This is a genomic window from Arachidicoccus ginsenosidivorans, from assembly GCF_007971385.1.
Lineage (GTDB): Bacteria > Bacteroidota > Bacteroidia > Chitinophagales > Chitinophagaceae > Arachidicoccus > Arachidicoccus ginsenosidivorans.
The window spans coordinates 5,045,625-5,070,626 of sequence record NZ_CP042434.1 but is presented as its reverse complement, the minus strand read 5'-3'; the positions used below and the strand labels follow the sequence as shown (position 1 = coordinate 5,070,626).

Genomic DNA, 25,002 nt, shown 5'->3' with positions numbered 1-25,002 from the left:
CTTAAAAAATATCAATGAAAAATTATAGGATATTACTTGTTTTAATCATAGCCGGCTTCGTTTATGTAGGCTGCAAAAAGGAAGGTCGATTAGATTATATTGATCCCAACTTGCCGGCACCGGCAATGGTTTCAGATATAAAAATCATTTCATCCCCGGGAGGACTGGTGTTGACCTATAAAGTACCTAATGATCCCAATTTTCATTATGCGAAAGCTGTCTGTGAGGTCAGACCGGGCGTATTTTTAGAGGCAAAATCCTCTTTTTACAACGACACGCTTGCTTTACAAGGATTTGGTGACACCATGAGCTACGACATAAAGGTCTATAGCGTAGGTAAAAATGAGAAAAGCTCTGAACCGGTCACGGTGAAAGCCAGGCCTTTAAATCCGCCGGTCAGAACTGTATATAAAACCCTGAAACTGGTGCCGACTTTTGGAGGTGTTCAGGTGGCTTTTAAAAATCCATCCATGGCCAATATTGCCATTGTGGTTATGCGTGATACGACCGGACTTAAAACCTGGAGTACCCTCGAGACCTTTTATACTGGCGCAAATAGTGGTCAGTTTTCTATTCGCGGCATGGAGTCAGTAAACCAACATTTTGCCATTTTTTTAAGGGACCGGTGGAATAACAAGTCCGATACCTTGCAAAAGGAGCTTAAACCCATTTTTGAGACCAAAATACCCAAAAACACCTGGTCGGTATTAGAATTGCCCAATGATCAGAAAGCATTAGCAACTCCTGCCTATAATTTAAACAATTTGTGGAACGGTACCTTTAGCTGGGAGGGGGCGGATTTACCTTATGCATCAGATAATAATTCAAAATTGCCGCAATCCTTTTCCATTGATTTAGGTATGAAAGTCTCCTTTAGCCGGATTGTTGAACATCAGGTACCGCACGATCACCTGTATGCAGGATCCGCTGTGAAGAAATTTGAATTATGGGCAAGCAATAATCCTGCTGCTGACGGGAGCTGGAGTAGTTGGGATTCGCTGGGTACTTTTACTTCATTTAAACCTTCTGGGCTTCCAGCAGGGCAGTTTAACGATGATGATAAGAATTATGCCTCTTTTATCGGAGAAGATTTGAATTTAATTCCGTATTACCCGCCTATCGGTATATCAGATGGAAAACGCTGGAGACATATGGTAGCAGCGGCCAGGTGGTCATCGCCGAACTGGATGTTTATGGGCAAATTGTTCCCTAGAATAAATGACCGTCTTCTATTAAAATGTTTTACCATATTATTATAAATCATTGAAATATCCTATATAAATATGAAAATCTTAAAAGGCCGCTTTTTCCTATTATTTTTTCTGCTGCTTTGCGGTATTTGCCTTAATTACAGCTGTAAAAAGATGGATGACTCTTATAAGAAATATGTTGTGGTTGGTGGGCTGACTTATCCCGGTATGGCTACCGCACCTGAAGTTTATGGCGGAAAAGGCAGGGTAAAGTTGTCCTGGCTGCGCGGTACCGATCCTTCCGTTGTCAAGGCCCGCGTATTTTGGAATAATTATCTGGATTCTGTCGAGGTTAATATTCCAAAAACAGGCGACACGATTAGTGTAATAATCAATAATCTGCAAGAACAACAATATACCTTTGATATTGTGACCTATGATAATAAAGGCAATAAATCGGTTGCTGCAGAAGTGTTGGGAGCTGCTTATGGGGATATTTATCAGGCCAGTTTACTTAGTCGGCCGATCACGAAGGTGGCCATGCATGATCAAGGCGTTGCCAATATCACCTGGGGTGCCGCTAATATTACTGGAGGCGCCTATGCAACAGAGGTCACCTATACGACGCTGTCCGGCGATCAATCCTCCAAACGATTTCTGGTAAATGAGCAAACCAGTGATATCTTTGATATAAAACCGAATATACCTTTTAAATATAGAACGATTTATCTGCCTGATTCCCTGGCCATTGACACCTTTTATACCAATTTTGTAAATGTTAATAGCCTTTTGTTTGATAAATCCAGTTGGCAAGTCATTGATTTCTCTACAGAGCACGATAATAGTGTAGACAATAGAGTTTCCAATATAATTGATGGGGATCCGGGCACTAGATGGCATACAAATGTTAACACCTCTTATTATCCTCACTTCGTTACAGTAGATATGCAAACCAGTAAAAGTATTACTGCCTTTGAAATTTACAGAATGACAGGTGATAACAGAGCCTGTGATAGATTTGAATTGGCCATAAGTCAGGATAATATAAGTTGGCAGGTCCTGGGGATTATGATTTTGACCGAAATTCAGATGCCGGGCAGATGTATCCGATCCAAGGAGAGCCCAAGGCCAGGTATTTTAAATTTACAGGGTTGTCCGGACCGCTCAGTTATATGGTAACAGGTGAAATTAATGTCTACGGTCACCAGTAATAAAAGTGTAATCGTATCACTGATATTAACCTATAGTAATTTTTCTGGACGCTAAGTTTGTTATTGGTAAACGCACAATGCGCGTAGGATGATGCCCAATATTGAATTTAGGTATTATATGCACAGCCTTAATAGCCGAATGGCTAAAAGGCTGTGCATATAATATAAATACCACCAGCAATCAGGTAGTGTCAGGTTTGTGCATTTGGAATCGTTTGTAAGGCATACAAATGTTGAGATAAGGGTAGGAGGTGTAATTGGCCTGACAGTATGGGATTTATCTGCTAATTTTACCTTCTAAATTCGCTAAAGAGCATTGCTAGGGTTTTATCTGAACTTGGTGTGAAGGTTGATTTATAAAGTTTATTATTGAATTACTAAATACGTATCATGAATTTATTTTTTTTAACTAACCTAAGAATTGCAAAACCAAAAAGTTGCAGGATCATGCTTTCCTGGGTTTTGTTAATTGTTGGTTTTTCTTTAAATGCGCAGCAGGTAAAAAGAGGTACCATTAATCGTAAGGCCTTAGTCACCCGTCACAATTTGAATTTAACGAATACCCATTTTGCTGGTCCCACGCAGGTTGGAAACGGTGATTTCGCCTACGGTTTTGATATTACAGGAATGCAAACCTTTAATGACCAGTTTACAACGATGTCTGAGTGGAGTTGGCATAGCAGCCCGCCTCCTGGTGGAAAGGATCCTAATTCCTTTAAAAAACCCTAGTCAAAACGCATGACAGGATGATAGCATATGATCTGCCAAATCCCAAACAACCGGCATTATCACAGTGGCTTGCCAGTAACCCACACCGATTTAATTTAGGTAGAATTGGCCTCATTTTAAAAAAACGAGACGGAAGTATAGCAAAAATAAGTGATCTTGGCAGCCCTTCACAGCAATTAAATTTATGGGAAGGAATCTCCGAGAGTCATTTTACCATTGATGATGAAACTGTAAAGGTGACCACTATATGTGACGGTCAAAAGGATATTCTTGGTTTTAAAATTCAGTCTGCATTGATCCCCTTAAACAGATTAAGCCTTTTTATAGAATTTCCATATGCCAGCCTGGGATATTTTAGTAATGGGTCTGACTATACTACGCCAAAATCGCATCAGACGCTCATGTCTGCCATTACTAAAAATTCGGTAATATTTGACCGCAGACTGGATAGTACGACTTATCAGGTTGGATGCGCATGGACCGGTAATGGAACCATCGAAAAAAAAGCTGCGCATCGCTATATTATGCATCCAGCAGTAAGCAATGGGATGACCAATACGGTAGAATATATCTTTGATTTTTCACCTTCAAAAATAAATGAACCGCTACCTTCCTTTGCCGCTGTAAAGACTAGTAGCATAAAGCACTGGGCTGACTTTTGGCAAAGTGGGGTGCCATAGATTTATCCGGCAGCAAAGATCCCAGGTGGTTTGAATTGGAAAGAAGGATCGTACTTTCTCAGTACCTGATGGCCATCAATGCCTCGGGAAATTATCCACCTCAGGAGACGGGGCTGGTAAATAATAGCTGGTATGGTAGGTTTCACTATGAGATGTATTGGTGGCATGCAGCTCATTACAGTTTGTGGGACCGGTGGCCGCTTTTAGAAAGTAGTTTGCATGTGTACCAGGACAATCTGGCTTCCTCCATAAAAAGAGCCAAATTACAGGGATATCAAGGGGCGCGGTGGCCAAAGTGTACCGGGACGGACGGCAGAGAGTGGCCAGATGTGACCCACGCTTTTTTAATCTGGCAGCAGCCACACCCAATCTTTTTTGCGGAATTGGATTACAGGGCTCACCCGAACCCTCAGACACTCAAAAAGTGGGCTAAAATAGTAGAACAGACGGCAGACTTTATGGCGTCCTATGCATTTTATGATCAGGGTAGAAAACAATATGTTTTAGGCCCACCTATTAAACAGTCCCTGAAAACAATGCGCCGCTGACAACTCAAAACCCTGCTTTTGAACTGTCCTATTGGCGATTTGGATTGCGAACCGCCCTGCAATGGCGAAAGCGACTGCATTTGCCACCAAAAAAAGAGTGGGCAACGGTATTAAACAAACTTGCACCTATCCCGGTTGAAGATAGCTTATATGTACAATGGGAAAATATAGACAGTATGTGGACAAAATACAATTTTGAGCATCCAGCCATGACAGGCATCTATGGAATGCTGCCAGGAGACGGGGTTAATAAAGTCATCATGCAAAAGACCTTCCAAAAAGTATTGGACGATTGGAAATTTGATACGGGTTGGGGCTGGGATTTCCCCATGCTGGCCATGTGTGCGGCTAGGCTGGATCGGCCGCTGGATGCAGTAAATATGCTGCTTAGTCCATCTAGAAAATTCAATTTTGATGTGCACGGCTTAGTGGGTGGAGGCAATCCGTATCCATATTTTCCGGCAAATGGAGGGCTTTTATATGCAGTTGCTATGATGACTGCTGGTTGGCAGGGCGACAATGGGGTTCATGAGCCGGGTTGGCCCAAAGACGGTTCATGGGTCGTTAAATGGGAAGATATTAAACAAGCATTATAAACTCCCCGGCTTAGATTGCCTGATTTACAACTTACCTCCTAAAATACCAGCTAAGCTCCGTAGAAATGCACTCGAAGCTTAGCCGGTATTTTTCAATATATATAACATTTGATGTGGTTCTGACTCATTTTAAAGAATTTAAAAGGGATAATTTTAAAAATGCGCTTAAGTCCAATAAAATATCATAAAGTATAAAAATTGATATTTTTCTGTAGGCTCAATGATGCATATTTGAAATACTTTTGTTCTCAACTATTAATATGGTCAGACTTATGGCGATACCTGTGCTTTGACATACTACTTGAAGAATTTAAATCATTTTTCAACTTTTCAAGCAATAAATCACGCATCCCACTCGGTGCATTAAAATTGAAAATATGAATACCACCTTAAGTGATTCCCAGATTGGTCAATACAGAAAGAATGGTTTTTTGGTAATTGATGATTTTTTGAGTTCTGCAGAGCTTAAATTTTGGAGAGAAGCCGTTGCAGAAGCAATCACCGATCGCCGTGGCAGAAAAATGCCCGGCAAAGAGACCAAAATAGGGGAGGATGATGGTATCAATCAGGAAAGCGATTATTTTGGGAAGGTCTTTGACCAAATGATTAATCTCTGGCAGACCAATGAAAAGATAAGACAAATCATGATAAATGCTCACCTAGGCGAAATGGTCGCACGTCTTGCGGGCTGGGAGGGAACCAGGATTTGGCATGACCAGGCGCTCATCAAGCGCCCCTGGGCTAATCCCACTTCCTGGCATCTGGATACGCCATTTTGGTCATTCAGCGACCGTCGTGCACTGTCTATTTGGGTGGCACTTGATGATGCGACTTATGAAAATGGCTGCCTCTATTTTATGCCTGGTTCCTGCCATGAAACAAGTTTTGAAAACCCAGGTATCGGGAAAAATATGGATGCTATCTTTGAAGTGTATCCCAAATTAAGCACATTTTGCTCAGTGGCCGCACCGATGAAGGCCGGGAGTTGTTCTTTTCATAACGGATTGACCATCCATGGAGCAGGTGCAAATATGACCAATGGCTTCAGAAGGGCAATGACATGTGCCTATATGCCGGATGGTGCCGTATACAATGGAATCCAAAATATCTTAAGTGATGACCAGATCAGTCATTTAAAGCCCGGCGATCTTTTAAATGATGACTATCAAAATCCACTTATTTACCCATGGAATCAATGAGCCCCTTAAAATTATATTTATTATGTCCACAGTGGGGGTTTGAAAGAATGGACATTGAATTATTCCTTCATAAGGTAAAAGAGGATGGATATGACGGCGTAGACATGGTGGTACCATTTGAAAAAAAACAGCGCAATCGACTCAGGCAGTTACTGGAAGCTTATGATTTAAAAATTGTAAGCCATCAGCATCAGGCAACTGGCCAAAACATCATTGATTTCTGTCATTCTTATAATTATTTCCTTAATCTCTCAGCCGAGGTCGCTCCGCTACTCATTAACTCCCATTCGGGGAGAGATTATTTTTCGCTGTATGAACACTTAAAAGTACTTGATACTGCGGCTGAATTTGAAAATAATACCGGTTACGAAGTAGTACATGAGACGCATCGTGGCAGAATGCTCCATTCCCCAGGTACCGCGAAAGAGTTGTTTGATCTACGTTCAGATTTTCAGATTACTGCTGATCTGTCACATTGGGTCTGTGTTACAGAGAGTTATTTAGAGAACGAGCGGTTTACGCCCATATTAAATGAGGCCATACGGCGCACCAGGCATATTCACGCCCGGGTAGGTTTTCCTGAGGGACCTCAGGTGCCAGATCCCAGGCACCCGTATTATCTGGAAGCAACGCAATATTTTATTAACTTTTGGTCAGCAATACTTGAGTATCAAAATAAATTAGGTACGGCAATACTGAGCGTTACTCCGGAATTCGGGCCGCCACCCTATATGTGGACCCGGTTGGAAGATAATGCGCCGGTTGCTTCTCAATGGGAGATTAACCTGTATATCCAGCAACTTTTTAAAAAGTTGCTTCAAGTCATCTGAGGTTCCGGTCCATGGCTAGGCAATTCGACCATTTTTAATGGTTACGGCATTGGATGAGATACAGAATTTAGAGGATGTCAATATCTACAATCAGGTACCTGCATACAACAAAAAGTTCTTTCTGTAGCTATTGGGCGATTGACCGACCTTCTTTTTAAATAGGGTGCAAAAGTATTGGATACAGTCAAACCCCGTTTGTTCAGAAATCTCCTCAATGGTCAGTAATGACGTTTCTAAGAGTTCCCGCGCCCTATCAATGCGTAATTTTAGTAGGTACTGATGCGGAGATTGACCAGTAATGGCTTTAAAGTTTTTTCGGAATGCGGAATAACCCATCGGCAACTGCCGGGCGATTGCGGGAAGATCTACCTGCAATTCCAACGATTCCTGCATTAGAAACTTAGCCTTTGTAATCGCTCTTTCCACAGGCGATTGGTTCACCTGAAGCAACTGTGCATTAGTATAAACAGCACCAAGGATTTGTAAGGTGATACCTGCAATATGTTGAGGATAACCAACAAAGGAAGCCTTTACAGCATCAGCCATTTTTTGAAAAAGTACCAGCAAATCTCTATTCATGCCAATTTCGATGCAGGGTCTGTGTACATCAAATATTTTAGATTGCATAAATTGCCGGATATATTGGCCATTAAAACCCACCCAATATTCTTGCCATCCAGAATGTATATCAGGACGATACTTATGCCAAATACCAGGAAAAAGAAAAAAACAGGTACCTTCCTCTACTGTCGTGGGCTCTGAGTGAGAAGAACAAAACATCCCCTTTCCTTTAGAGATAAAAACCATATAATAATCGCTGAGGATCCGTCCTTTAGCCCAATTTAATTGGTGACTTGCTGGATGACCACCTTTTGGATATTGATCATTAGGCGTTACACTTGAATAACCTACAGTCGTGACATATATACCACTTTCTTTTTCTGATTTGCCCACATTCAGATATTTAAAAAAATTGTGCCTCATCATTAAAAACTTTAATAGTCATTAAAATCTTAAGTTTAATTCCGTTCGGCCGCAAAGGCGGCTGAACGGAATTAAGTTAATCATAGTGATATCAGTCTAATTAGTAGCCAGCGTTCTGCTTTAAAGTCCCCAGACTCTTATCCACTTCCGCACGTGGGAAAGGAATAAGGTAATGTTTGTCTAAAAACTTGCTTACTTGTAATTGCTTGATGGTATATGTCTTGGTACCATCTGTCCCCTTAATGATATCCATTCTAAGCAACGGCTGATTTAAAACCACCTTGGCAATTTTCCACCTGCGTACATCAAAAAAACGGTGTCCTTCAAAGGAAAGTTCAACACGACGTTCATTTTGTATGCGGCTCCTTAGCGCCGGGCCAACATCCGTTACATCTGGCAAATGCACGCTGGGGCGAGATCTTACCATATTCAGATACTTCCGAGCGGTTGCTTCGTTTCCTAATTCAAATTCAGCCTCCGCATAATTCAATAAGATTTCTGCATACCTGAAAAATATCCATGGATTCGTAGGTTTCACCGTTGATCCAGACGGAGGAATCTCTTCGTTTAGAAATTTTTTGTAACCGTAAGAAGTAAGAGAAGCGTTGTAACCAGAGGCGCTTTCTGGCGAATCCATGCCACCATGATAAGTTTCGGTTACTCTTCCGGCCCACAAGGAGCCATCATGAATAATTGATGCATCAAAACGTGGATCCCTGCCAGCATATGGATGCTGAGGGTCATAGCCCGAACCGGGATTTAGTGTTAAAGATCCGTCTGTATTTACAACATAAGGCTGTTTGCCAGTTGCGGCCATTTCATAGGCATTAACGATATTTTGGGTCGGATTTTGAGACATCCAGCCATTAGAACCGTTACGACCTTGCCAAAGATTAAAATCTGTACTATTGGCTTGGGTAAAATAACGGGCAAAAATAATTTCCTTATTGTCTTGCAGGAACGTCTGTTGATAGTCTGGATTTAGTTCATATCCAACATTTAGCAACGCTGCTGCCGCATCTGCTGCAGCCTGCCATTTTGCATCATCATGATCTGGATTATTTAGTTCGCTGGCCGCATATAACAATACCCTGGATTTTAATGCCAAACAGGCATTGGCGGAAGCCCGGCCCTTTTCTCCCTCAGGCTGATCCGGGGGCAGTAGTTTTGCGGCATCATCTAACTCTTGTACAATAAACTTGACGCAGTCATTATAGGAAGACTTAGTAATCTTAAATCATCATGCAAGCCAAATACTTTTGTAATAAGAGGTACATCGCCATATCGCCAGATCAGATTCGCATATAACCAGGCTCGGATGAATTTCATCTCCCCTGTCGTACTGTTTTTAAATTTTTGATCACCTGGTGCTGCATCTATCTTGCTAAAAAAATATTGATGGTTCGTATATAGCCGTAAGCATAATCAAAGTAATCTATTTTGTTTGAGACATCCGTTACGTTATCAGCTGTTAACTCACCCTTCTGAATCAGTGCGAAGTTTCCAGGATCGTGGATGTTAAACGCGTCGTCTGAAGCGGCCGACAATAGATCCTGCTGAAATCCGTGCATCAAAGAATTATAGCATGCATTAACATAGAGCTGGATAAGTGCAGGATCATTCCAGGTATCTGTGTCTGATATTTTATCCAGTGGTGTCAAATCCAGTTTGTTGCAGGATGAAAATGCAACAACAATTATAAATAAATATTTTATAAGTTTCATTTTCTTTAAATTTAAAAGGTTAAGTCAACTCCGAAATTTATGACGCGCTGCGGTGGATAATACCAGTAGTCTGAGGTCTCAGGATCAAAACCAAGATCCTTCATATGATCATAGATTATAAACAGATTACTGCCACTGACAGATACCCTTAAATTCTGAATACCGATTCGCTTTACTGTATTTTGAGGTAAGTTATAACCAAGTTCAACATTTTTAAACCGTAGAAACCCTGCATCGAGGAGCCACTGTGTTGATTTAGAAGTGTTATTGTTGAAAAGTTCATAGCTGGCACGTGGCATAGTGGCCGCAGTATGATCCGGCGTCCACCGATCAGTAGCTCGCCACTGAAGAAAATTACCCAGTGAGTAGCTCATGACTGGAAAATAGCCTCCAAAATACTGCTTTGCATTGGCCTGTCCTTGAAGTAAAAAGGATAAGTCAAAATTATTGTAGGTAAAGTTTGCCGTAAATCCAAATGTAATCTCGGGCACATTGGTTTGGTTAATACGAATTTGATCCAGAGCGTCAATATTGCCATCCTTGTTGACGTCTTCATAGATAATATCGCCCGGTCGCGCATTCAGGTAATGCGGACTGGCATCAATTTGTGCCTTATCTTTAAAGATCCCTATGGCCTTGTAAAATAAATCAGAACCAATTGGTCGTCCTGTAGCTAACTGATAAGGCTCTGCAGCGGGTTGTTCATCGCTAAAAATAACTTTACTTCTGGCAAAGGCAACGTTCCCTGAAAAATGATACTTTAATTTGCGACGATTGTTATCATGTGTTAATATCAATTCGAAACCGCTATTGTCAACAATACCGACATTCTCGTCAGGGAGTGTGAGGCCTGTATAGCCAGGAATGACGGCTTTTCTGGTAGTGAGGATATCTGATCTTCTGGTTTTAAAATAATCAAAAGTAATACCTAGCGCCCCATCCCAAAGTTTTGCATCGAGTCCTAAATTTCCTGTTTTGGCTCTTTCCCAAGTTATGTCAGGATTAGGAACACCCGTTTGAACCAACCCCGTGACATCTTTGCCACCAATAACATAGTTACTGCCAAAACCGTAGGTGGTTACGTATTGGAAATCGGCGACTTTGTCATTGCCCATAATACCGTAAGAACCCCGGATCTTCAAATCGTTGATAAAATTGAATTTTTTCATAAACTTTTCCTCTGAGATCCTCCAGCCAGCAGAAGCACTCGGAAAGTTGCCCCATCTTCTTGTCGCTGCAAACTTTGGAGAACCATCGCGCCGCATGGTAAATTCAGCTAGGTATTTGCCCTCAAAATCATAATTAATCCTTCCGAAATAGTTTTTCCGCGCCCCTTGAGAGGCTGATCCGTCATTACTTTGTTTACTTTTATCACTGCTACCGGCAGATATCTCAGGTAATACAGTTGAAACAAAGTCACTTCGATAGGCATAATCCCAATTGCTATTGATTGTCTGTTGCTCATACCCAAGTAGCACTTTTATGTTATGCTTACCAAATTTTCTATTATAACTTAGCTTTCCTACCAGATAAAATAAAGAGCCAAGGTCATTTTGGTCACTCAAACTGGCCAGGTCTGCTCCCGTACCAGAACGTCCTTTGGTATACACACCAGTGGCCGGATCCTTGTAATATACATATGTAGGTGTCTGAAAGGTCTTGGTGAATACACTGTGCGGATCATAACTACCACTACCATCAAAGGACAATCCTTTTATCCAAGGCAATTTCCAATTAAAAAACAGCGTAGTCTGAAAAGTATTGGTGCTAACTTTCTGGTATCCGTTATTGTCATTTACCCAATTTAAAATACTTTCATTTCCCCTGTTGGGTTGTGGGAAATTGGTGCCAGGCCAGTAAGGTTGCCAGTTAGGTTGATACAAAAAGATATGGCTGTTTAGATTGTTCGCCCCTGGAAGGGAAAATGATTGTCGTCAAAACGACCCGATAGATTCATTCCTATAGAAAATTATTCGTAATCTGTACATCGATATTTGAGCGAATATTATATTGTTTTATCTTTTCAGTTCCACCTTTATATTGGCCATTTTGCAACACTTCTCCCAAAGACAGGTAATAGGTCGTCCCATTTTTGCCACCACTGACAGACAGGTTAGTTCTATGCTGAGTAGTCCAATCCTTAACGATAAAGCCATACCAATCTGTATTCGGATAATTGGGATCCGATCCGTCTTTGTATTTTTGAAGTTCGGCGTCCGTGTATCTTGGATCTCTGCCTTCGCCGACTTCTATTTCATTATAGACTTTGCCAAAGGTATAAGAATCTGCCATAATTGGATTGCGGGTCGGTTGAGTGATACCTTGGTTAAAACTCAGGTTAACGCGTGGTGCCGCGCCGGCAATACCTCGCTTGGTTGTCACCAGGATCACGCCGTTGGCTGCCCGGGCACCGTAGATGGCAGCTGAGGCGTCTTTTAATACGGAGATACTTTCAATGTCGTTGGGATTGAGCTGTCCCAGGCCGCTTCTTTCGACGCCATCTATAATAACCAGTGCTGAACCGTCACCTGTGGTGCTTCTGCCTCGAATGCTAATAGATGGATTATCGCGACCAGGTTCCCCTGATCGGCTATTGATAATAACACCCGACAAGCGACCTGCAAGCGAAGTTGCGATATTTACAGCCGGGCTTTTTACAATTTCTGAACCCTTAACTGCTACAACAGATCCCGTGAGTGTTTCCTTTTTCTGCACACCATATCCAACCACCACAAAATCGGCCAGATCATAAGAGGTTGCCCGCAACTGTACATTTATTTGCGTCCTGTCATTTAAAGCAATTCGCTGGGTTTTATAGCCGACATATGAAACAAGTAAAAACGCATCATCAGGCACATTTGTGAAAGATATATTGCCATCTTCATTGGTTTTACCGCCTAATTTGGTTCCTTCTATCTGTACACTGGCATTCTCCATGGCAGTACCTGCGGAATCCGTTACGTGCACAAGGATTTGTTTGTTGGGTATTCTCGGAGAAATAGAGACCCTGCTTAGACTGCCAGGATTTATTAATTCGGGCTTTTTCTTTATAAGGACGACTTTGCCAATAATCGAATATGTCAACCGGGGTTGATCTTTAAATAGTTGCTGCAAGACCCTGTCCAGGCTGGCATTTTTTACACTAATCGTTACTGGAGAAACGGCCAGCTTAAGGGATGACTGATCATAAAAGAAATTACAGCCGCTTGCCTTTTCTATCTTGGATACAACTTCCTCAAAGGAGTTGTTTTTTCCGAAATCGTAATTTTCTGACCCACGCTACTGGCGGAGACCTGCAGGCATACGATCGTCAAAAAAAAGGCTGTTAATTTCATTTTTAGCCAGTTTTTGTTAATTGTGACAAGCCTCGAGCCTGATTTAGGCTCGAATTTTTTGCCAAAAAGTGTGAAAAGCATACTTTTGTTGTGTTTGGGTGAAACAATGAATCTTCCTAAAAATTTATTTATTGAATAATCCAGACATGCCGAAGGTGCTTGAGCTCACTTTCGGCTTTTTATTGGATAAATTCCCTTTTTTCTACGTGGCTAAGGTGACACCACAATTTTACCAGCCAAACCTGACCCTACCTTTTCGCCCTCCACCTCGAAATGAACTCCCAACTGCTTTAATATCATTAAAACATCAGATAGGGGCGTATTGCGAGGGATTTTACCCGAAAATTCCCGAATACTTGGCTGTCCGTTATAAACCACGCTTACATTATACCATCTGCTAATCTGTTCCATGATGGTTTGTAGATTTGCACGATCAAATTGAAACAATCCATTTTTCCAGGCGGTAATTGCTTCTGTATTTACCCCATATTTTAAATGAATAAACTCGCCTACCTGGGCCTGTTGACCTGGTTTTAGTAATGCAGATCTATCTGCAAGATTAACGCGCAATGATCCACTTAATAGCGTAGTAGTGACGTCCGCTTTATAGGCATTTATATTAAAGGTCGTTCCTAAATCTTCTACAACCTGATTTTTAACCCGAACCTTGAATGGATGCTTTTTATTATGAACCACTTCAAAATAAGCTTCCCCGGTAATTTCAACAATTCTTTCTTTTCCATTGAAAGATAAGGGATAACGAATAGAACTCTCTGCATTAAGCCACACTTTGGTACCATCTGCCAAGGTGAGCGCCCATTGGCGTCCTCGATTGGTCGTAATGGTGTTATATATCAACTTATCAGAATTGCCAATGTATTCAAGCGCGCCATTTTTCTTAATCACTTTTATGTTTCCCTGTGTAGTTAAGGCGCCGTTTTGAAGACTGTCCAGTAGGATTTTATGACCGTTGGAAAGGTGCAACACGGCTCCTGTATGTCCGGGCATAATTACAGAGTGCACAATATTTTCAGCATTGCTACTTGAATATGAATGATTGGGAATAAATTTGTAAAGTGCCGCAAAAGCTAAAATCAGCGCAGCTGCCGCAGCTGGCCACCACCGTTTAAACCTGTACGTTTTTTTGTCGTAACATCTTGCTGATGAATCTGTCGCAAGATTGATTCCAGCCTGTTTTTGTCAAAATCTGTGGCAGAAATTGATTGCTGTTGCTGTAGCTGATTATATAACCACTCATTAGCGAGCTGTTCTTCCAATGGATTATTTAATCTGGAACTTAGCTCTTCTAACTCATCCTGCGTGGCCTTTTCTTCGCTGTAGCGTTGTAAAAGATACTCTATTCGCTCTTTATTACTCATGTTATCTGCCTGTTTCAACAAGTAGACAACTCAAATAAAAGGTTGAACTAGTCCGCTAGTGATTATTTTGATGGAAATAATAAAGTAGCAGTAAAATGTGCGGAATCTGACCTTGTTTTTCTATAAAGATTCGGATGGTATGCAATGCCTTCACTAAATGATTGCGAACTGTATTAGGAGAGATATTTATTCGCTGTGATATTTCCTCATAATTCAGTCCTTCTTCCCGGCTAAGGCTATAAATACGTTTTTGTTGGGGGGAAGTTGCTCAACTATAGTAGCAACCAAAGATTCACAGTCATGTAATAGTAAGAGATTATCTGCATTACTTGCTTTATTATGGCGCCATTGCATTTGGAGTTCATCCCGTATCTGGCGTTCTCTTAAACGCTTTTTAAGTTGGTTTAAAGTGAGGTTAGTAGCGATGGTAAAAATATAGGCTTCCATATTACGCACCTCTTGCAATAGATTACGTTTGGTCCAGATTCTTATAAATACCTCCTGTGTTACATCACTGGCGATACTTTGATCTTTGACCATTTTTAAGATAAATGCGTAGATCCGACTGTCATACCGAGCAAAGATCTCAGCAAAAGCACCTTCGTCGCTGCATTTAAGCAACTCAAAAAGCTGATCATTTGAATAGGACGGATATACTTGCATCGGATAATTATTACCTAATTGGTAAAGTGAAGTTAATGGAAAAATACTTACTAATTCTAAAAATATTATGCATTTGATTGCGGATAATTATCATCGATTACTCAAATAGCCCTGATTAACAGATAAGTTAGCGGATAGTATATTCGTGCGTAAAGAAAAATTATAAAAAGATTGGATTCAATTTTATTTTGAAGTGTTGTAATTTCAATCAAGGGAATAAATTCCGCAAAAGATAATTTTCTATAATAATCAAAGTTATAACAGTTAGCATTTAGTTTTGCAAGTGTGATAGCGACAACGCTTATGCACCTTGTCGACTGAATGTCTGTGACTTAAGCGTTATCAATGAAAATTTCTTTTATTATTGCCTGGTGTCAAGTTTTGGAAGTTTCTCCTGTAGCCATTCCTTTCTTAATTAATAACCACAATGTAATTCCAGCTATAATCATCCAGATAATATTCACCACAAAACTGGGATAGTCCTTCATATCTGCCGCATTGATTATCAAGCCGAGTGCCCCCAATATATTGAGTAGGTGGTAGCATTTACTGCCGGCAGTTAATTTTCCAAGGCAAAGTAACAAATAAGCCAAAATATATAAAACGGTTCCTATCCAGCCTGCCACCATACTTATTTTACTTATATTTATTGAATACTGTTCCGATTGGAGGCCAGAGGCCATAACAAACTGTGCGCAGATGGAAAGAACGAACAGTAATAAAAGTCGGCGAGCCAGGAATTTAATTTTCATAGAATGGATTTTACTTGAGCGAGTGATACTATCGTTGGAGCGTACACCTATTTAAATTTAGGTTCAAAATTTTTAATTGCTGATTGGAAAGTAAAATTACCACATTGTTTCATGATGGAATACTTCGTTTTTGTTGAATTTTGACGCTCGAAGTTAAAACTTGGGAAATGCGCTATTCTCGCTGTATTTACTAAAAAGTATTTGTAGGTATAATAGGAAATTACCATTTCAAATACCTTTTTTGGAGCCTTGACATTGTAAAATATCCCCTGAAGTGAGCATTTTTAATTATAATGATCACTTTCAGGGGATATTTTCGGGACTTATTAGGCGTGCCATCTAAACTGGCCAGATAAAGATAAACATTTACCCTTATGATCCTTCAATAATGCCACCCATAAACGGATCTGTCATGGAAGGTTTGCCGGTTTCAACATGCCCCGCATATCTTCTAAGATAAAGTTCTTCATTTTTAATGAACACCGAAAAGTCATACCAACCGTATTGCTTTTTCAGGGAGATACCGACTTTCTTCTCTGACCCAGCCGCAAGTGTCAGTTCGTAATCTTTTGTTTTATAGGCATTGTCCTTTAAGCGGATTTCTAGCGCTTTATTACTAGCGTTGCGCAGAACCAGTTCTATATCTCCTGTAAATCCTTTTGATTTTTTCTCGTACAGACACTGAACTTCCAAATGAGGGTCATTTGCACCCCCTGCTAGGCCTCTGTAAAATCCATTGGGACCGTCGATATGCAGGTCATACTGCTGATCTTCAAATCTATTGATGTCAATTTCATCTTCCACAGTCATGTCTGCTCCAGTAGCGTAATGCCAGGTTTTCCCTTTTTCTTTATTGAAGACGCCAGTAGTATACATTTTAAAGGCGCCACCTTTAGTATGTTCATTTGGGGTTCCTGGTAAGCTTTCAACCCCTAACTTGAGCTGAATAACCTTGTCATTGGGCTTAAAATTCCCTTCCACTATGTATTGATGGGGCAAAGCGCAGGCTGGCCGAATGCCTTTTTCCTGTGTGGGCATAAATGCTGCACATTTGGGATCAAAGCTGGGTAGACGATTAATCAGTTCAATCTCCTTATCTGTAAGCGGATCAGGTATCAACTGCTTGGGTTTATTGCGGGCATTTTGTATCCGGATTATGGAAGCGTCTTTATCCAGAAAATCTGGCAGCGGTATTTTCTCTCCCCGGTAAGGACGGAAAGCTGAACTCAGATCACTGCATACTGCTCTTCGCCATGTACTGACATGTGGACTCTTTATTTGTTTTCCTGTTTTTCTATGTAAAAAGTTCTCCAAAAACATCAAAATGGACGTATGATCTGAAATTTGAGAATTGACAAATCCGCCCTTACTCCAGGGGGAGGCGATGATCATAGGAACACGGTAGCCTAATCCTATGGGCAGGTCGTCTTTTTTATGATAATCCGCCCAAGTATCGATACCTGGACTGACTTTGCCAGCTAATGGATCACCTGGTCTGGGTACGACAAAGGGTGGAAGATGGTCATAATAACCATCATTTTCATCATAATTCAGAATAAAGATGGTTTTCTTCCAGACTTCTGGATTCTGCGTCAGAATATCCAGTACCTGCGACACATACCAAGTGCCATAGAGGGGTGTACTGGTATGATCAGAAAAGCTTTGCGGTGCTACCAGCCAGGAAACGGTAGGTAGCTCGCCGGTTTGAACATCCTGCCTGAATTGTTTAAATATATCGTTTTTCGGGATTTCTATGGTCCATTTCTTTCCTTTATCATCCGTATAGGTAAAATCGGTTAGTTTGAGGTAATCGCCTTTCTCGTCAATATTGGTGGTAAAAGCTTTATTTACCAGATTTTTACCCTTGGCAGACAATTTATTAAATTTGGACACTACTTCAGCGGCACTCAGGGCTGGTTTTACCGTATGGTCTCCATTCTTTCTAAAATAAGCGGATAGCTTGACATTATGACGTTTAACGTATTCAATGGCATTATCTCCATAATTGCCCAACCAGTAATCCCGTTTATCAGGTTGTAGATTAACCGTCCAGAGCTCATTTTGATAGATTTTCCAGCTGACCTGACTGTCTTCCAATAATTCAGGAAATGTACTCCAATCGACGTAGGCATTGTCCCTGGATTCGGCAAAATAATTCTCCACCGCTGGTACTGAACTATCAGAAAGATCAGGGCGTATATTACCTGTCCAAAAAAACAAGCGGTTGGGCGTTGTTCCTGTTAGCGACGAACAAAAATTATGATCGCAAAGTGTAAAGGCATCCGCCATGGCATAATAAAAAGGTACATCCTCTCTTTGGTAATGCCCCATTGTCATGGCTGATTTCTGGGGGATCCACTGGTCATATTTTCCATCATTTCTAGCCAAGGACTGGTCCTTCCAGCTATGTGCCAGGCCTCCTTGCCAGGTAACTTTGGTTTTCTGAATATCGATATGGAAAGGTGGGAATGCCCTCCCGTCCTTATCCCGCTGAATCCAGACTTTGTCACCAGATGGCAGACGTTTAGCTCTGGGGTCATTAAATCCCCGTACGCCTTTCATGGAGCCGAATATATGATCAAAAGACCTATTTTCCTGCATGAGTAAAACAATATGCTCTGCGTCATAAAATGTCGTGTTTTTATCCGCATTGATGGCCATGGCTTTTTGTATTGAAAAAGGCAACACACTTGTTAGACCAGCTGCTCCAGAGAGGATGGCTGCATTTTTTAAAAATTCTCTTCTGGTTGTGGTGGTTGCCGTATGTGAGCATTGATCGAAGGGTTTATTTTCAATATCTTCGGCCTGGTAATTACTTCTGTTATTACTATTACTATTACTTTTATTGTTAGGGTTTTTGTCTTTATTATTGCCAGCGGCATTGTTGTTACGCATCTTAATATGATTTACTTAGTTAATTGGTTTTGCTGGACCTTTATCAGAAACATTCAGCATAATTCTTTAATTTACTGAATCCTCAAGGGTGCAATATTTCTGCTATAATATCACTTATTTTTTGAATCCGGTGCCCTGCATTGTATCAGATTTGTCCGGTCAAAAAAAGTACGGTTGTAGCCCAAAGTTTAAATATAATTTTTTTTAGGGTTATTAGGGTAATATTGGCCGCTATTTATGGTTATTTTTTTATTTTATTAACCACATTTGCCCATTGATATTATCTCCTTCAGGATATTGCCTTTTGATGGCAGCCTCCAGGTTGTCAGCATTATTCGTATATTCATCTGACGGATAATTCCAGCGCAACGCAACGGCAGGCTGACCATTAATCCTATTCGTGACACCGCCTCCGCTGACATCAAACACAGGATAGCCTGTGCGTCGTTGTTCATAAAATGAAAGCCAGCCGCATTGCATAAACAAACTGATATACTTTTGTGTAAGAATCTGGGCGATTTCCTGACCAGGCTTTAGCACAATCGCAGGTGAATTAAGGTAATTCTGGATGTCTGCTTCACTATATGTGGCCCCACTGATATTGGCATGCGTGTAATGGGAAAATTCTAATGCTGCCTGAATCCCTTGTTTATAATAGGTGTTTGGATCCGCCTGGATCCATTTTCTGGCGGCGGCTTCTGCCAGGATAAATTCAAGCTCAGGATAACCCATTAACAGGCTTGGCTCATTAATGCTATCATAAGCATAACGATTATTGATCTGCGAGGCAGTTCCTTTGCCACGTTTGCTGGTATTATAATCCAGGGTGGCACTACCTCTTAAGCCTCCATAAGCCGTAAAATCGGTCGGATCCAGATCAGCTGCCACGGCATTGGGTGTCGGCTTAGCGTAAACAAAGAGTCTGGGGTCTTTTAACTGCTGCAACATATGCACAAAGGTACTGTCCAGATAATAATCCGTTTTCATGCTGTTATCGTTAAAATACGGATAGCGATTACCAGCAAGGGCATAATACTGCAATTGCCCGTTATCGTCATTAGAGGTAAATACAGGATATTTATCCGGATTGTCTACAATGGATTTAAATTGACCTTTGATATTTAGCGTGGCATCATCCTGGTGATGTGACAGGCTGATTAATAGCCGGAGTCTATAGGAATTGATCAGCTTTTTCCATTGGTTGATATTGCCACTATAGATGATATCGCCATTAATGCTGCCCAAATCTTCAGAAAGTGAATCTGCGGCTATTTTGAGATCAGCCAATATGCCAGCATAAATATCCTTTTGGGCATCATATGCCGGTTTTGTGGCCGCAGGATCAAAATTATTATTTTCAATGGATTGCATCATCTCTGAATAGGGGACGTCTCCAAAGGCTAGTGTCATATTGATAATATAATAGGCACGAAAGAATTTCCCCAGATATCTGTAATTTGTTTTACCGGTTCTGCTGGCTTCCTGTTCCATTTTGACCACCTGGGTGATACCTCCATAACTAAATCCACTTCTGGTCCAACTATAATATTGGGAAGAGGCTTTGGACTGTGTGTATACCAAATATCTGCTTGCCAAGTCGGCGTCAGCAGAAATATTGGCAAAAACAGCAACTTCGATATTGGGTAATAAGGAAGAAGGGTCGGCTACCGTAGGTAGGTTCGGGTTTTGCTGAAAATCACTAAACTTTTTGCAAGAGCTGATCGCAAGGCTCAGGCAAAGTAAGCTAATTATAAGTATATTTTTCATTATCTTGATTTTAAAAGCGTTAATTCGATTACCTGGAATTAGAATTAGAATTTGATATTGAGATTCACGCCCATAGATCGAATGGATGGGCTTTGTAGATTATCTGATTCCGCATCTGGATCCACATTCGGGATTTTAGACAGCAAAAAGAGATTATTACCAATAAGGGAGACGGATGCTTGTTTGCAGATCCCTTTGATCCATTTTTCAGGGAAAGTATAGGTCAGGGATACTTCCCTGAGTTTCAGATAAGTTCCACTGTAATAAAAATAATTATTAGACATCCCACCCGAAGTGGATTGCATAAAACTGATATAGTTGACTGGGGTTGTATTGGGCGCATATGTACGCGTATCTTTTAATATATTTCCGTGATCGTCATAAGTAACACTGCCTTCTGTAATCACGACGCCTGGTCCGACATACGTATTCTTGCCCTCAATGGCGTCGTCACGGTACTTAGTTACAGTTCCAAGAGCTGTACCGCCCCACCACATTTTCTGGTTAGTAGAGGAGTAAATCAGCCCCCCCAGGCGTCCATCCAGGGAGAAACTGAGTTGAAAATTGTGGTAGGTAAAATTATTCTGAAATCCATAGATCCAATCTGGATCTGCATAGCCTAATTTATATCCATAAATTCCCGCATCCAGTGTACCGCTGGTACTGGCAGGATAACCATCGCTACCATAAATGGCCTGCCCATCCGGCGTCAGATAATCTCCCGTAATAATTTGATCGGTTCGGCCCCCTTCTTTTAAATAGGTGCCGATATAACCATTACCAGATAGTGTAGCCTTTTTAAGCCACTCATGGTTATTGCTGAAATTCAGTGTCGTCTCCCATTTAAAATCAGCTGTTTTTACGGGTATGCCACTAAGGACAAACTCCCAGCCTTTTTTAAGGTAAATATCCGCATTTTGAAGGACGCTGGTATAGCCACTGGCTTGGCTCTGTGGTACCTGAACATAGTTATTGGAATTGACATTTCTAAAGTAGGTGGCGTCTATATTAATACGGTTATCCAACAGGCCCAGGGTCAGGCCATATTCGCCTGACTTGGTTGTTTGTGGAATAAGGATTGGATTGATCACGGAGGTGGGCCAATAAAGACTAGGGACGCTATTCCATTTACTCCCATTTTCATAGGTCAGAATATGAGAATATGGATCGCTGCTATTTATGATACCTGTATTCACCTTTGCCCAGGAAGCCCGTAGCTTTAAAAAAGAGATAATTTTAGGTAACTTTAATGCATCGGACAAAACGGCTGACAAGCCAGCAGAAGGGTAGAAGTAGGCGTTGTTTTCAACCGGCAAAGTAGAGGTCTGATCTCTTCTACCTGTAAAGGAAAAATAAAGAAACTTAAGTGCTTCAATATCAGCAGTTCCATAGAGGCTGGCTGTCCTTCTTTCTTCAAGTGAACTGGAGGCACTTACGGGATTAATGGAGTTGCTTAGCGTATATAGCTCTGGAACGGTAAGGCCATCAGTTGCTCCATAGAGATATTTACTGTTGCGGTATGCATTGGAAGCTCCAGCGCTCAGATTGATATTCAACTGATCACTAAAGGTGTGCTTATAAGTCAGTATCAGATCTGAGGTAATGTCAAAATAGTTGGTTTTCGCATCTGAATAGTTGCCCAGGGATTTATCACCATAGCCAATATAGCTCTTGGGTACTTTGGTGGTGGTATTCTCTGCATAGGCATTAAACCCATTTCTGAAGACCAAGGAGAAATCCTTATTGAATTGATAGGTCATTGTCGCCTGGCCAAAAGTATTGTCCTTTACATATCCATTTAGGTATTCATAAGCCTGGAAATAGGGATTATTGTACCAGGATAAGTTGTAATTTCTTTGCTGGATCCCTTCCTGGTCCTTAGCCCAGTAATTTCTTAAATCCCGAATATCTACATCTGGACCAATCCATAGGATGAGATTATACAGAATGTTTTGCGGGCTGTATCCAGTGGTGGGATAATTATCAGAATACTCTCTGTTATAGGTCAATTTAGCATCCAGATTGAGTTTAGCGGTCAGCGCATAGTTACCGCCAATGGAAAAAGTAGAATTGTTGACTGATGTGTTAGGCACCAGCCCTTTTTGATAAGTATGGGCCGCAGAGACCCTAAAGGAGCCTTTGTCACTGCCCACGGAAGCGGCTATGCTATTGGTGGATAAGATACCAGGCTGGAAAAAGTTTTTAATATTATCACTACCTCTGGAAACCCATGGTAGCGGTTTATAATGCCCACTATAAGTTGAACCATCCGCATAGGTTACACTATAGGTCTTGTCTGGGTCATAAGGACTATTATATTGAGGAAGTTCCACAAAGCCACTTTCCGTATTAGCATCCTTTTGATCTAGCTTAGGCCCCCAGATCCAGCCGCCGCCTTCCAGCCCTCCACCGCTGCCATCAATATAGGCATATTTTCCCTGGTCACCACCACCATAAGTGTGCTGTACCTTGGGGATTCTGGTATAACCAGCCTGAAACATGGTGGAAGAATTTAATGTAACACTGAGCTGGCCACGGGCACCTTTCTTTGTAGTGTATAAAATTGCCCCGTGGATGCCAATGGCGCCATACAGGGCACCAGCGGCAGTTCCCTTCAAAACAGTTATGTTTTCAATATCATCGGCATTGATTTTATAGGGATCCGCATTGGGGTCTGGAATGCCATCAATGACAATCAGCGGTGATTCTCCTCTAAGGGATATGCCGGGATTGCGAAAAAGATCGGTGGTGTTTTTAATATTAAGGCCAGCTACTTTTCCAACAAGCGCTCCAACAGCAGTAGAAGACTTGACTTTTTCAAGTGTGGCGCCATTAACTTGTTGTACTGAATAGCCCAATGCTTTTTGTTCTTTTTTGATGCCAAGCGCTGTAGTGACAGCCACATCTCCTAATTGATTTTCAGCAGCGGGTTGCAACAATACATCTATTTTTTTCTGATCTCGAACAATAACTTCCTTTGAGATAAAACCAATATAAGAAAACACTAACGTGGCATCTGGTGGTGCATAAATGACGTAACCGCCAGTAGTATTGGTGATGGAACCACCTGTTTTTCCTTTAATGACGACGGAAGCCCCTTGTAAAACACTACTATCGGTAGCAGAACGGAGCGTACCTTGAATTTTAATGGTTTGTGCATGGATACTAGTGGCTGTAACCATACAGCAAAACAAAACCATAACGACGATTACAATAAGTTTTCGCATTTTGCATTTAATTTGTGGGATCAATTAATTGGATTTTTAATTTGAGGGTTTATCTGGTTGATTTTCATAGTCCTAGTCAGAATTTGGCAAATTACCACCCCGGCTCTAGCATCCTGTTTCTTGGGTTGAGAATCATGGTGTGAAGTGAATAATATTATGTATCGTAACTAAGTTGAAACCAAAACAAGCCGATATAATTAATCGTATTGTTGACGGGATGTGTCAATTTAAGGGTAATAAGTTGCGTCATAAGGATATCTGTAATATTTTTATTGTTTGTGTTGCCTAGAAAATATTTTGCTTCCCGGCTGTTAGCCCTACTTATTTCTATTACCTCACCCTCCACTTAAGTTCACTTGGTCGTTCAAATTATCACTGACTATATAGCACCCTACGTTTCTACTGTGCTATGCGATAAAAACAAATCAAAATTGCGATAAATCCACATTATCCACACCAATATCGTATGATCAAATCGTTAAATGGTTTTATTTATTGATTGAACGTTCAATAAAAGTAAAAGGATTGAGATGTTAAAAAAAGATTTTTCATTACATTAACTTTATATTCACACATTAAATAAATTTTAAAGTTGTAATTTGTTCGCTCATTCAGTTGATTCATCTAAAATTTTCAAATGGGAAGAAAAAGTCTTAAGGAACCACGTCAGAAAGAAATTATTATTGCCTTTTATGAATTGGCAAAAAAAGAAGGGCTGGAAAATGCTTCTATTGCAAAAACGGCGCAGGAAATTGATATGCAGCCTAGCCTGATTATGCACTATTTTAAAACCAAAGAAGCTTTAATCTATGGCTTGGTAGAATATATTCTGGACAAATACTTGCTGATTTTTGAAATTAAGGGCAAGCAAAAATTAAGTTCTATACAAGTATTGACCCAGGTAATTGAACGCTTGTTTTCCCACAAATGGAACGCGCTTTTTGATGACAGCGTTTCCTACAGTTGTTATTCATTGACTTTTAGAGACCGAGTAATCCAGGAAAAATACAGAAATGTCTTAAATGCACTTCGTGAACAACTGGAGATTTTAATCGCTAACTGTAAAGCTAATAAAGAAATTAATGTGGCGGATCCGGCCACTACTGCAGATTTAATATTTGTATTGGTAGATGGCGCTTATTATTATTTAAGTCTGATCAGTGATAAAAAGGAATACAAAAGACATCTTAAGATTTACAAGGAGCAGGCAATTAAACTTTTGAATATTAAATAAGGATCCGTTCTGTCCTTAATGAGTGAATTAGGATATTTAATAATAAGCTTACAATGCTT

At 40.8% G+C, this 25,002-nt stretch carries 22 protein-coding genes; 9 read left to right on the top strand and 13 right to left on the bottom strand.

Going from position 1 to position 25,002, the window contains the following annotated elements:
* The first annotated feature begins 14 nt into the window (after window positions 1-14).
* The 8 genes from FSB73_RS20345 to FSB73_RS20310 all read left to right on the top strand — a co-directional run bounded on the left by FSB73_RS20345 (window position 15) and on the right by FSB73_RS20310 (window position 6,983).
* Window positions 15-1,259: a DUF5126 domain-containing protein gene (locus tag FSB73_RS20345; RefSeq protein ID WP_146786500.1), complete on the top strand. Its 1,245-nt coding sequence runs from the start codon at window positions 15-17 to the stop codon at window positions 1,257-1,259.
* Between the two features lie 105 nt (window positions 1,260-1,364).
* Window positions 1,365-2,369: a DUF4998 domain-containing protein gene (locus FSB73_RS20340; protein WP_158639635.1), complete on the top strand. Its 1,005-nt coding sequence runs from the start codon at window positions 1,365-1,367 to the stop codon at window positions 2,367-2,369.
* A 422-nt stretch (window positions 2,370-2,791) separates the two neighbouring features.
* Window positions 2,792-3,130, top strand: coding sequence for a hypothetical protein (locus FSB73_RS20335; protein ID WP_158639634.1), 339 nt, complete (start codon window positions 2,792-2,794; stop codon window positions 3,128-3,130).
* Between the two features lie 17 nt (window positions 3,131-3,147).
* The gene (locus FSB73_RS20330; RefSeq protein WP_146786492.1) at window positions 3,148-3,810 is read left to right on the top strand and encodes a hypothetical protein; all 663 of its coding nucleotides are present in this window, start codon (window positions 3,148-3,150) and stop codon (window positions 3,808-3,810) included.
* Complete coding sequence (locus FSB73_RS20325) at window positions 3,789-4,358, top strand: hypothetical protein (RefSeq protein WP_146786489.1); 570 nt, start codon at window positions 3,789-3,791, stop codon at window positions 4,356-4,358. Before FSB73_RS20330 ends, FSB73_RS20325 begins: the two co-directional genes overlap by 22 nt.
* 80 nt (window positions 4,359-4,438) lie before the next feature.
* Window positions 4,439-4,954, top strand: coding sequence for a hypothetical protein (locus tag FSB73_RS20320; RefSeq protein ID WP_146786487.1), 516 nt, complete (start codon window positions 4,439-4,441; stop codon window positions 4,952-4,954).
* A gap of 377 nt (window positions 4,955-5,331) precedes the next feature.
* On the top strand, window positions 5,332-6,153 hold the full coding sequence (locus FSB73_RS20315) for a phytanoyl-CoA dioxygenase family protein (protein WP_146786484.1): 822 nt from the start codon (window positions 5,332-5,334) through the stop codon (window positions 6,151-6,153).
* The gene (locus FSB73_RS20310) at window positions 6,141-6,983 is read left to right on the top strand and encodes a sugar phosphate isomerase/epimerase family protein (RefSeq protein ID WP_146786481.1); all 843 of its coding nucleotides are present in this window, start codon (window positions 6,141-6,143) and stop codon (window positions 6,981-6,983) included. Before FSB73_RS20315 ends, FSB73_RS20310 begins: the two co-directional genes overlap by 13 nt.
* A gap of 90 nt (window positions 6,984-7,073) precedes the next feature.
* Here FSB73_RS20310 and FSB73_RS20305 read toward each other — a convergent pair whose 3' ends face one another.
* From FSB73_RS20305 to FSB73_RS20250, 13 genes are all read right to left on the bottom strand, one after another.
* Window positions 7,074-7,937 (bottom strand): helix-turn-helix domain-containing protein, encoded by an 864-nt coding sequence (locus FSB73_RS20305; RefSeq protein ID WP_225974214.1) that lies wholly within the window; start codon window positions 7,935-7,937, stop codon window positions 7,074-7,076.
* A 130-nt stretch (window positions 7,938-8,067) separates the two neighbouring features.
* Window positions 8,068-9,054, bottom strand: a complete 987-nt coding sequence (locus tag FSB73_RS25735; protein WP_225974213.1) for a RagB/SusD family nutrient uptake outer membrane protein — start codon at window positions 9,052-9,054, stop codon at window positions 8,068-8,070.
* A 289-nt stretch (window positions 9,055-9,343) separates the two neighbouring features.
* Window positions 9,344-9,691 (bottom strand): RagB/SusD family nutrient uptake outer membrane protein, encoded by a 348-nt coding sequence (locus tag FSB73_RS25730; protein WP_225974212.1) that lies wholly within the window; start codon window positions 9,689-9,691, stop codon window positions 9,344-9,346.
* A gap of 11 nt (window positions 9,692-9,702) precedes the next feature.
* A complete protein-coding gene (locus FSB73_RS20295; protein ID WP_158639633.1) occupies window positions 9,703-11,574 on the bottom strand; it encodes a SusC/RagA family TonB-linked outer membrane protein in 1,872 nt (623 codons plus the stop codon).
* A gap of 76 nt (window positions 11,575-11,650) precedes the next feature.
* The gene (locus tag FSB73_RS20290; protein ID WP_146786475.1) at window positions 11,651-12,775 is read right to left on the bottom strand and encodes a TonB-dependent receptor plug domain-containing protein; all 1,125 of its coding nucleotides are present in this window, start codon (window positions 12,773-12,775) and stop codon (window positions 11,651-11,653) included.
* 461 nt (window positions 12,776-13,236) lie between these two features.
* A complete protein-coding gene (locus FSB73_RS20285) occupies window positions 13,237-14,049 on the bottom strand; it encodes a FecR family protein (protein ID WP_146786472.1) in 813 nt (270 codons plus the stop codon).
* Window positions 14,050-14,120: 71 nt separating this feature from the next.
* Window positions 14,121-14,405 (bottom strand): hypothetical protein, encoded by a 285-nt coding sequence (locus FSB73_RS20280; protein WP_146786470.1) that lies wholly within the window; start codon window positions 14,403-14,405, stop codon window positions 14,121-14,123.
* Between the two features lie 55 nt (window positions 14,406-14,460).
* The gene (locus FSB73_RS27795; protein ID WP_225974876.1) at window positions 14,461-14,622 is read right to left on the bottom strand and encodes an RNA polymerase sigma factor; all 162 of its coding nucleotides are present in this window, start codon (window positions 14,620-14,622) and stop codon (window positions 14,461-14,463) included.
* Complete coding sequence (locus FSB73_RS20270; RefSeq protein ID WP_146786467.1) at window positions 14,619-15,068, bottom strand: RNA polymerase sigma factor; 450 nt, start codon at window positions 15,066-15,068, stop codon at window positions 14,619-14,621. The genes FSB73_RS27795 and FSB73_RS20270 overlap by 4 nt, the downstream gene beginning before the upstream one ends.
* Before the next feature lie 374 nt (window positions 15,069-15,442).
* Complete coding sequence (locus tag FSB73_RS23530) at window positions 15,443-15,820, bottom strand: CBU_0592 family membrane protein (RefSeq protein ID WP_192904078.1); 378 nt, start codon at window positions 15,818-15,820, stop codon at window positions 15,443-15,445.
* A 372-nt stretch (window positions 15,821-16,192) separates the two neighbouring features.
* A complete protein-coding gene (locus FSB73_RS20260; protein WP_146786464.1) occupies window positions 16,193-18,715 on the bottom strand; it encodes a phosphocholine-specific phospholipase C in 2,523 nt (840 codons plus the stop codon).
* A gap of 249 nt (window positions 18,716-18,964) precedes the next feature.
* On the bottom strand, window positions 18,965-20,482 hold the full coding sequence (locus tag FSB73_RS20255; protein WP_146786461.1) for a SusD/RagB family nutrient-binding outer membrane lipoprotein: 1,518 nt from the start codon (window positions 20,480-20,482) through the stop codon (window positions 18,965-18,967).
* Window positions 20,483-20,526: 44 nt separating this feature from the next.
* On the bottom strand, window positions 20,527-23,709 hold the full coding sequence (locus FSB73_RS20250; RefSeq protein ID WP_146786458.1) for a SusC/RagA family TonB-linked outer membrane protein: 3,183 nt from the start codon (window positions 23,707-23,709) through the stop codon (window positions 20,527-20,529).
* Window positions 23,710-24,346: 637 nt separating this feature from the next.
* On the opposite strand from FSB73_RS20250, the gene FSB73_RS20245 reads away from it, so the two are divergent.
* Entirely contained in the window at window positions 24,347-24,943 is a 597-nt protein-coding gene (locus FSB73_RS20245; RefSeq protein WP_146786455.1) for a TetR family transcriptional regulator, read from the top strand.
* Window positions 24,944-25,002: the final 59 nt, after the last annotated feature.

Excerpts from the sequence above, each read along its gene's own strand:
- FSB73_RS20345 (WP_146786500.1), top strand. The coding sequence starts at position 15 with ATGAAAAATTATAGGATATTACTTGTTTTAATCATAGCCGGCTTCGTT.
- FSB73_RS20340 (WP_158639635.1), top strand. The coding sequence starts at position 1,365 with ATGGATGACTCTTATAAGAAATATGTTGTGGTTGGTGGGCTGACTTAT.
- FSB73_RS20335 (WP_158639634.1), top strand. The coding sequence starts at position 2,792 with ATGAATTTATTTTTTTTAACTAACCTAAGAATTGCAAAACCAAAAAGT.
- FSB73_RS20330 (WP_146786492.1), top strand. The coding sequence starts at position 3,148 with ATGATAGCATATGATCTGCCAAATCCCAAACAACCGGCATTATCACAG.
- FSB73_RS20315 (WP_146786484.1), top strand. The coding sequence starts at position 5,332 with ATGAATACCACCTTAAGTGATTCCCAGATTGGTCAATACAGAAAGAAT.
- FSB73_RS20310 (WP_146786481.1), top strand. The coding sequence starts at position 6,141 with ATGGAATCAATGAGCCCCTTAAAATTATATTTATTATGTCCACAGTGG.
- FSB73_RS25730 (WP_225974212.1), bottom strand. The coding sequence starts at position 9,691 with ATGAAACTTATAAAATATTTATTTATAATTGTTGTTGCATTTTCATCC.
- FSB73_RS20280 (WP_146786470.1), bottom strand. The coding sequence starts at position 14,405 with ATGAGTAATAAAGAGCGAATAGAGTATCTTTTACAACGCTACAGCGAA.
- FSB73_RS20270 (WP_146786467.1), bottom strand. The coding sequence starts at position 15,068 with ATGCAAGTATATCCGTCCTATTCAAATGATCAGCTTTTTGAGTTGCTT.
- FSB73_RS23530 (WP_192904078.1), bottom strand. The coding sequence starts at position 15,820 with ATGAAAATTAAATTCCTGGCTCGCCGACTTTTATTACTGTTCGTTCTT.
- FSB73_RS20260 (WP_146786464.1), bottom strand. The coding sequence starts at position 18,715 with ATGCGTAACAACAATGCCGCTGGCAATAATAAAGACAAAAACCCTAAC.
- FSB73_RS20255 (WP_146786461.1), bottom strand. The coding sequence starts at position 20,482 with ATGAAAAATATACTTATAATTAGCTTACTTTGCCTGAGCCTTGCGATC.
- FSB73_RS20250 (WP_146786458.1), bottom strand. The coding sequence starts at position 23,709 with ATGCGAAAACTTATTGTAATCGTCGTTATGGTTTTGTTTTGCTGTATG.
- FSB73_RS20245 (WP_146786455.1), top strand. The coding sequence starts at position 24,347 with ATGGGAAGAAAAAGTCTTAAGGAACCACGTCAGAAAGAAATTATTATT.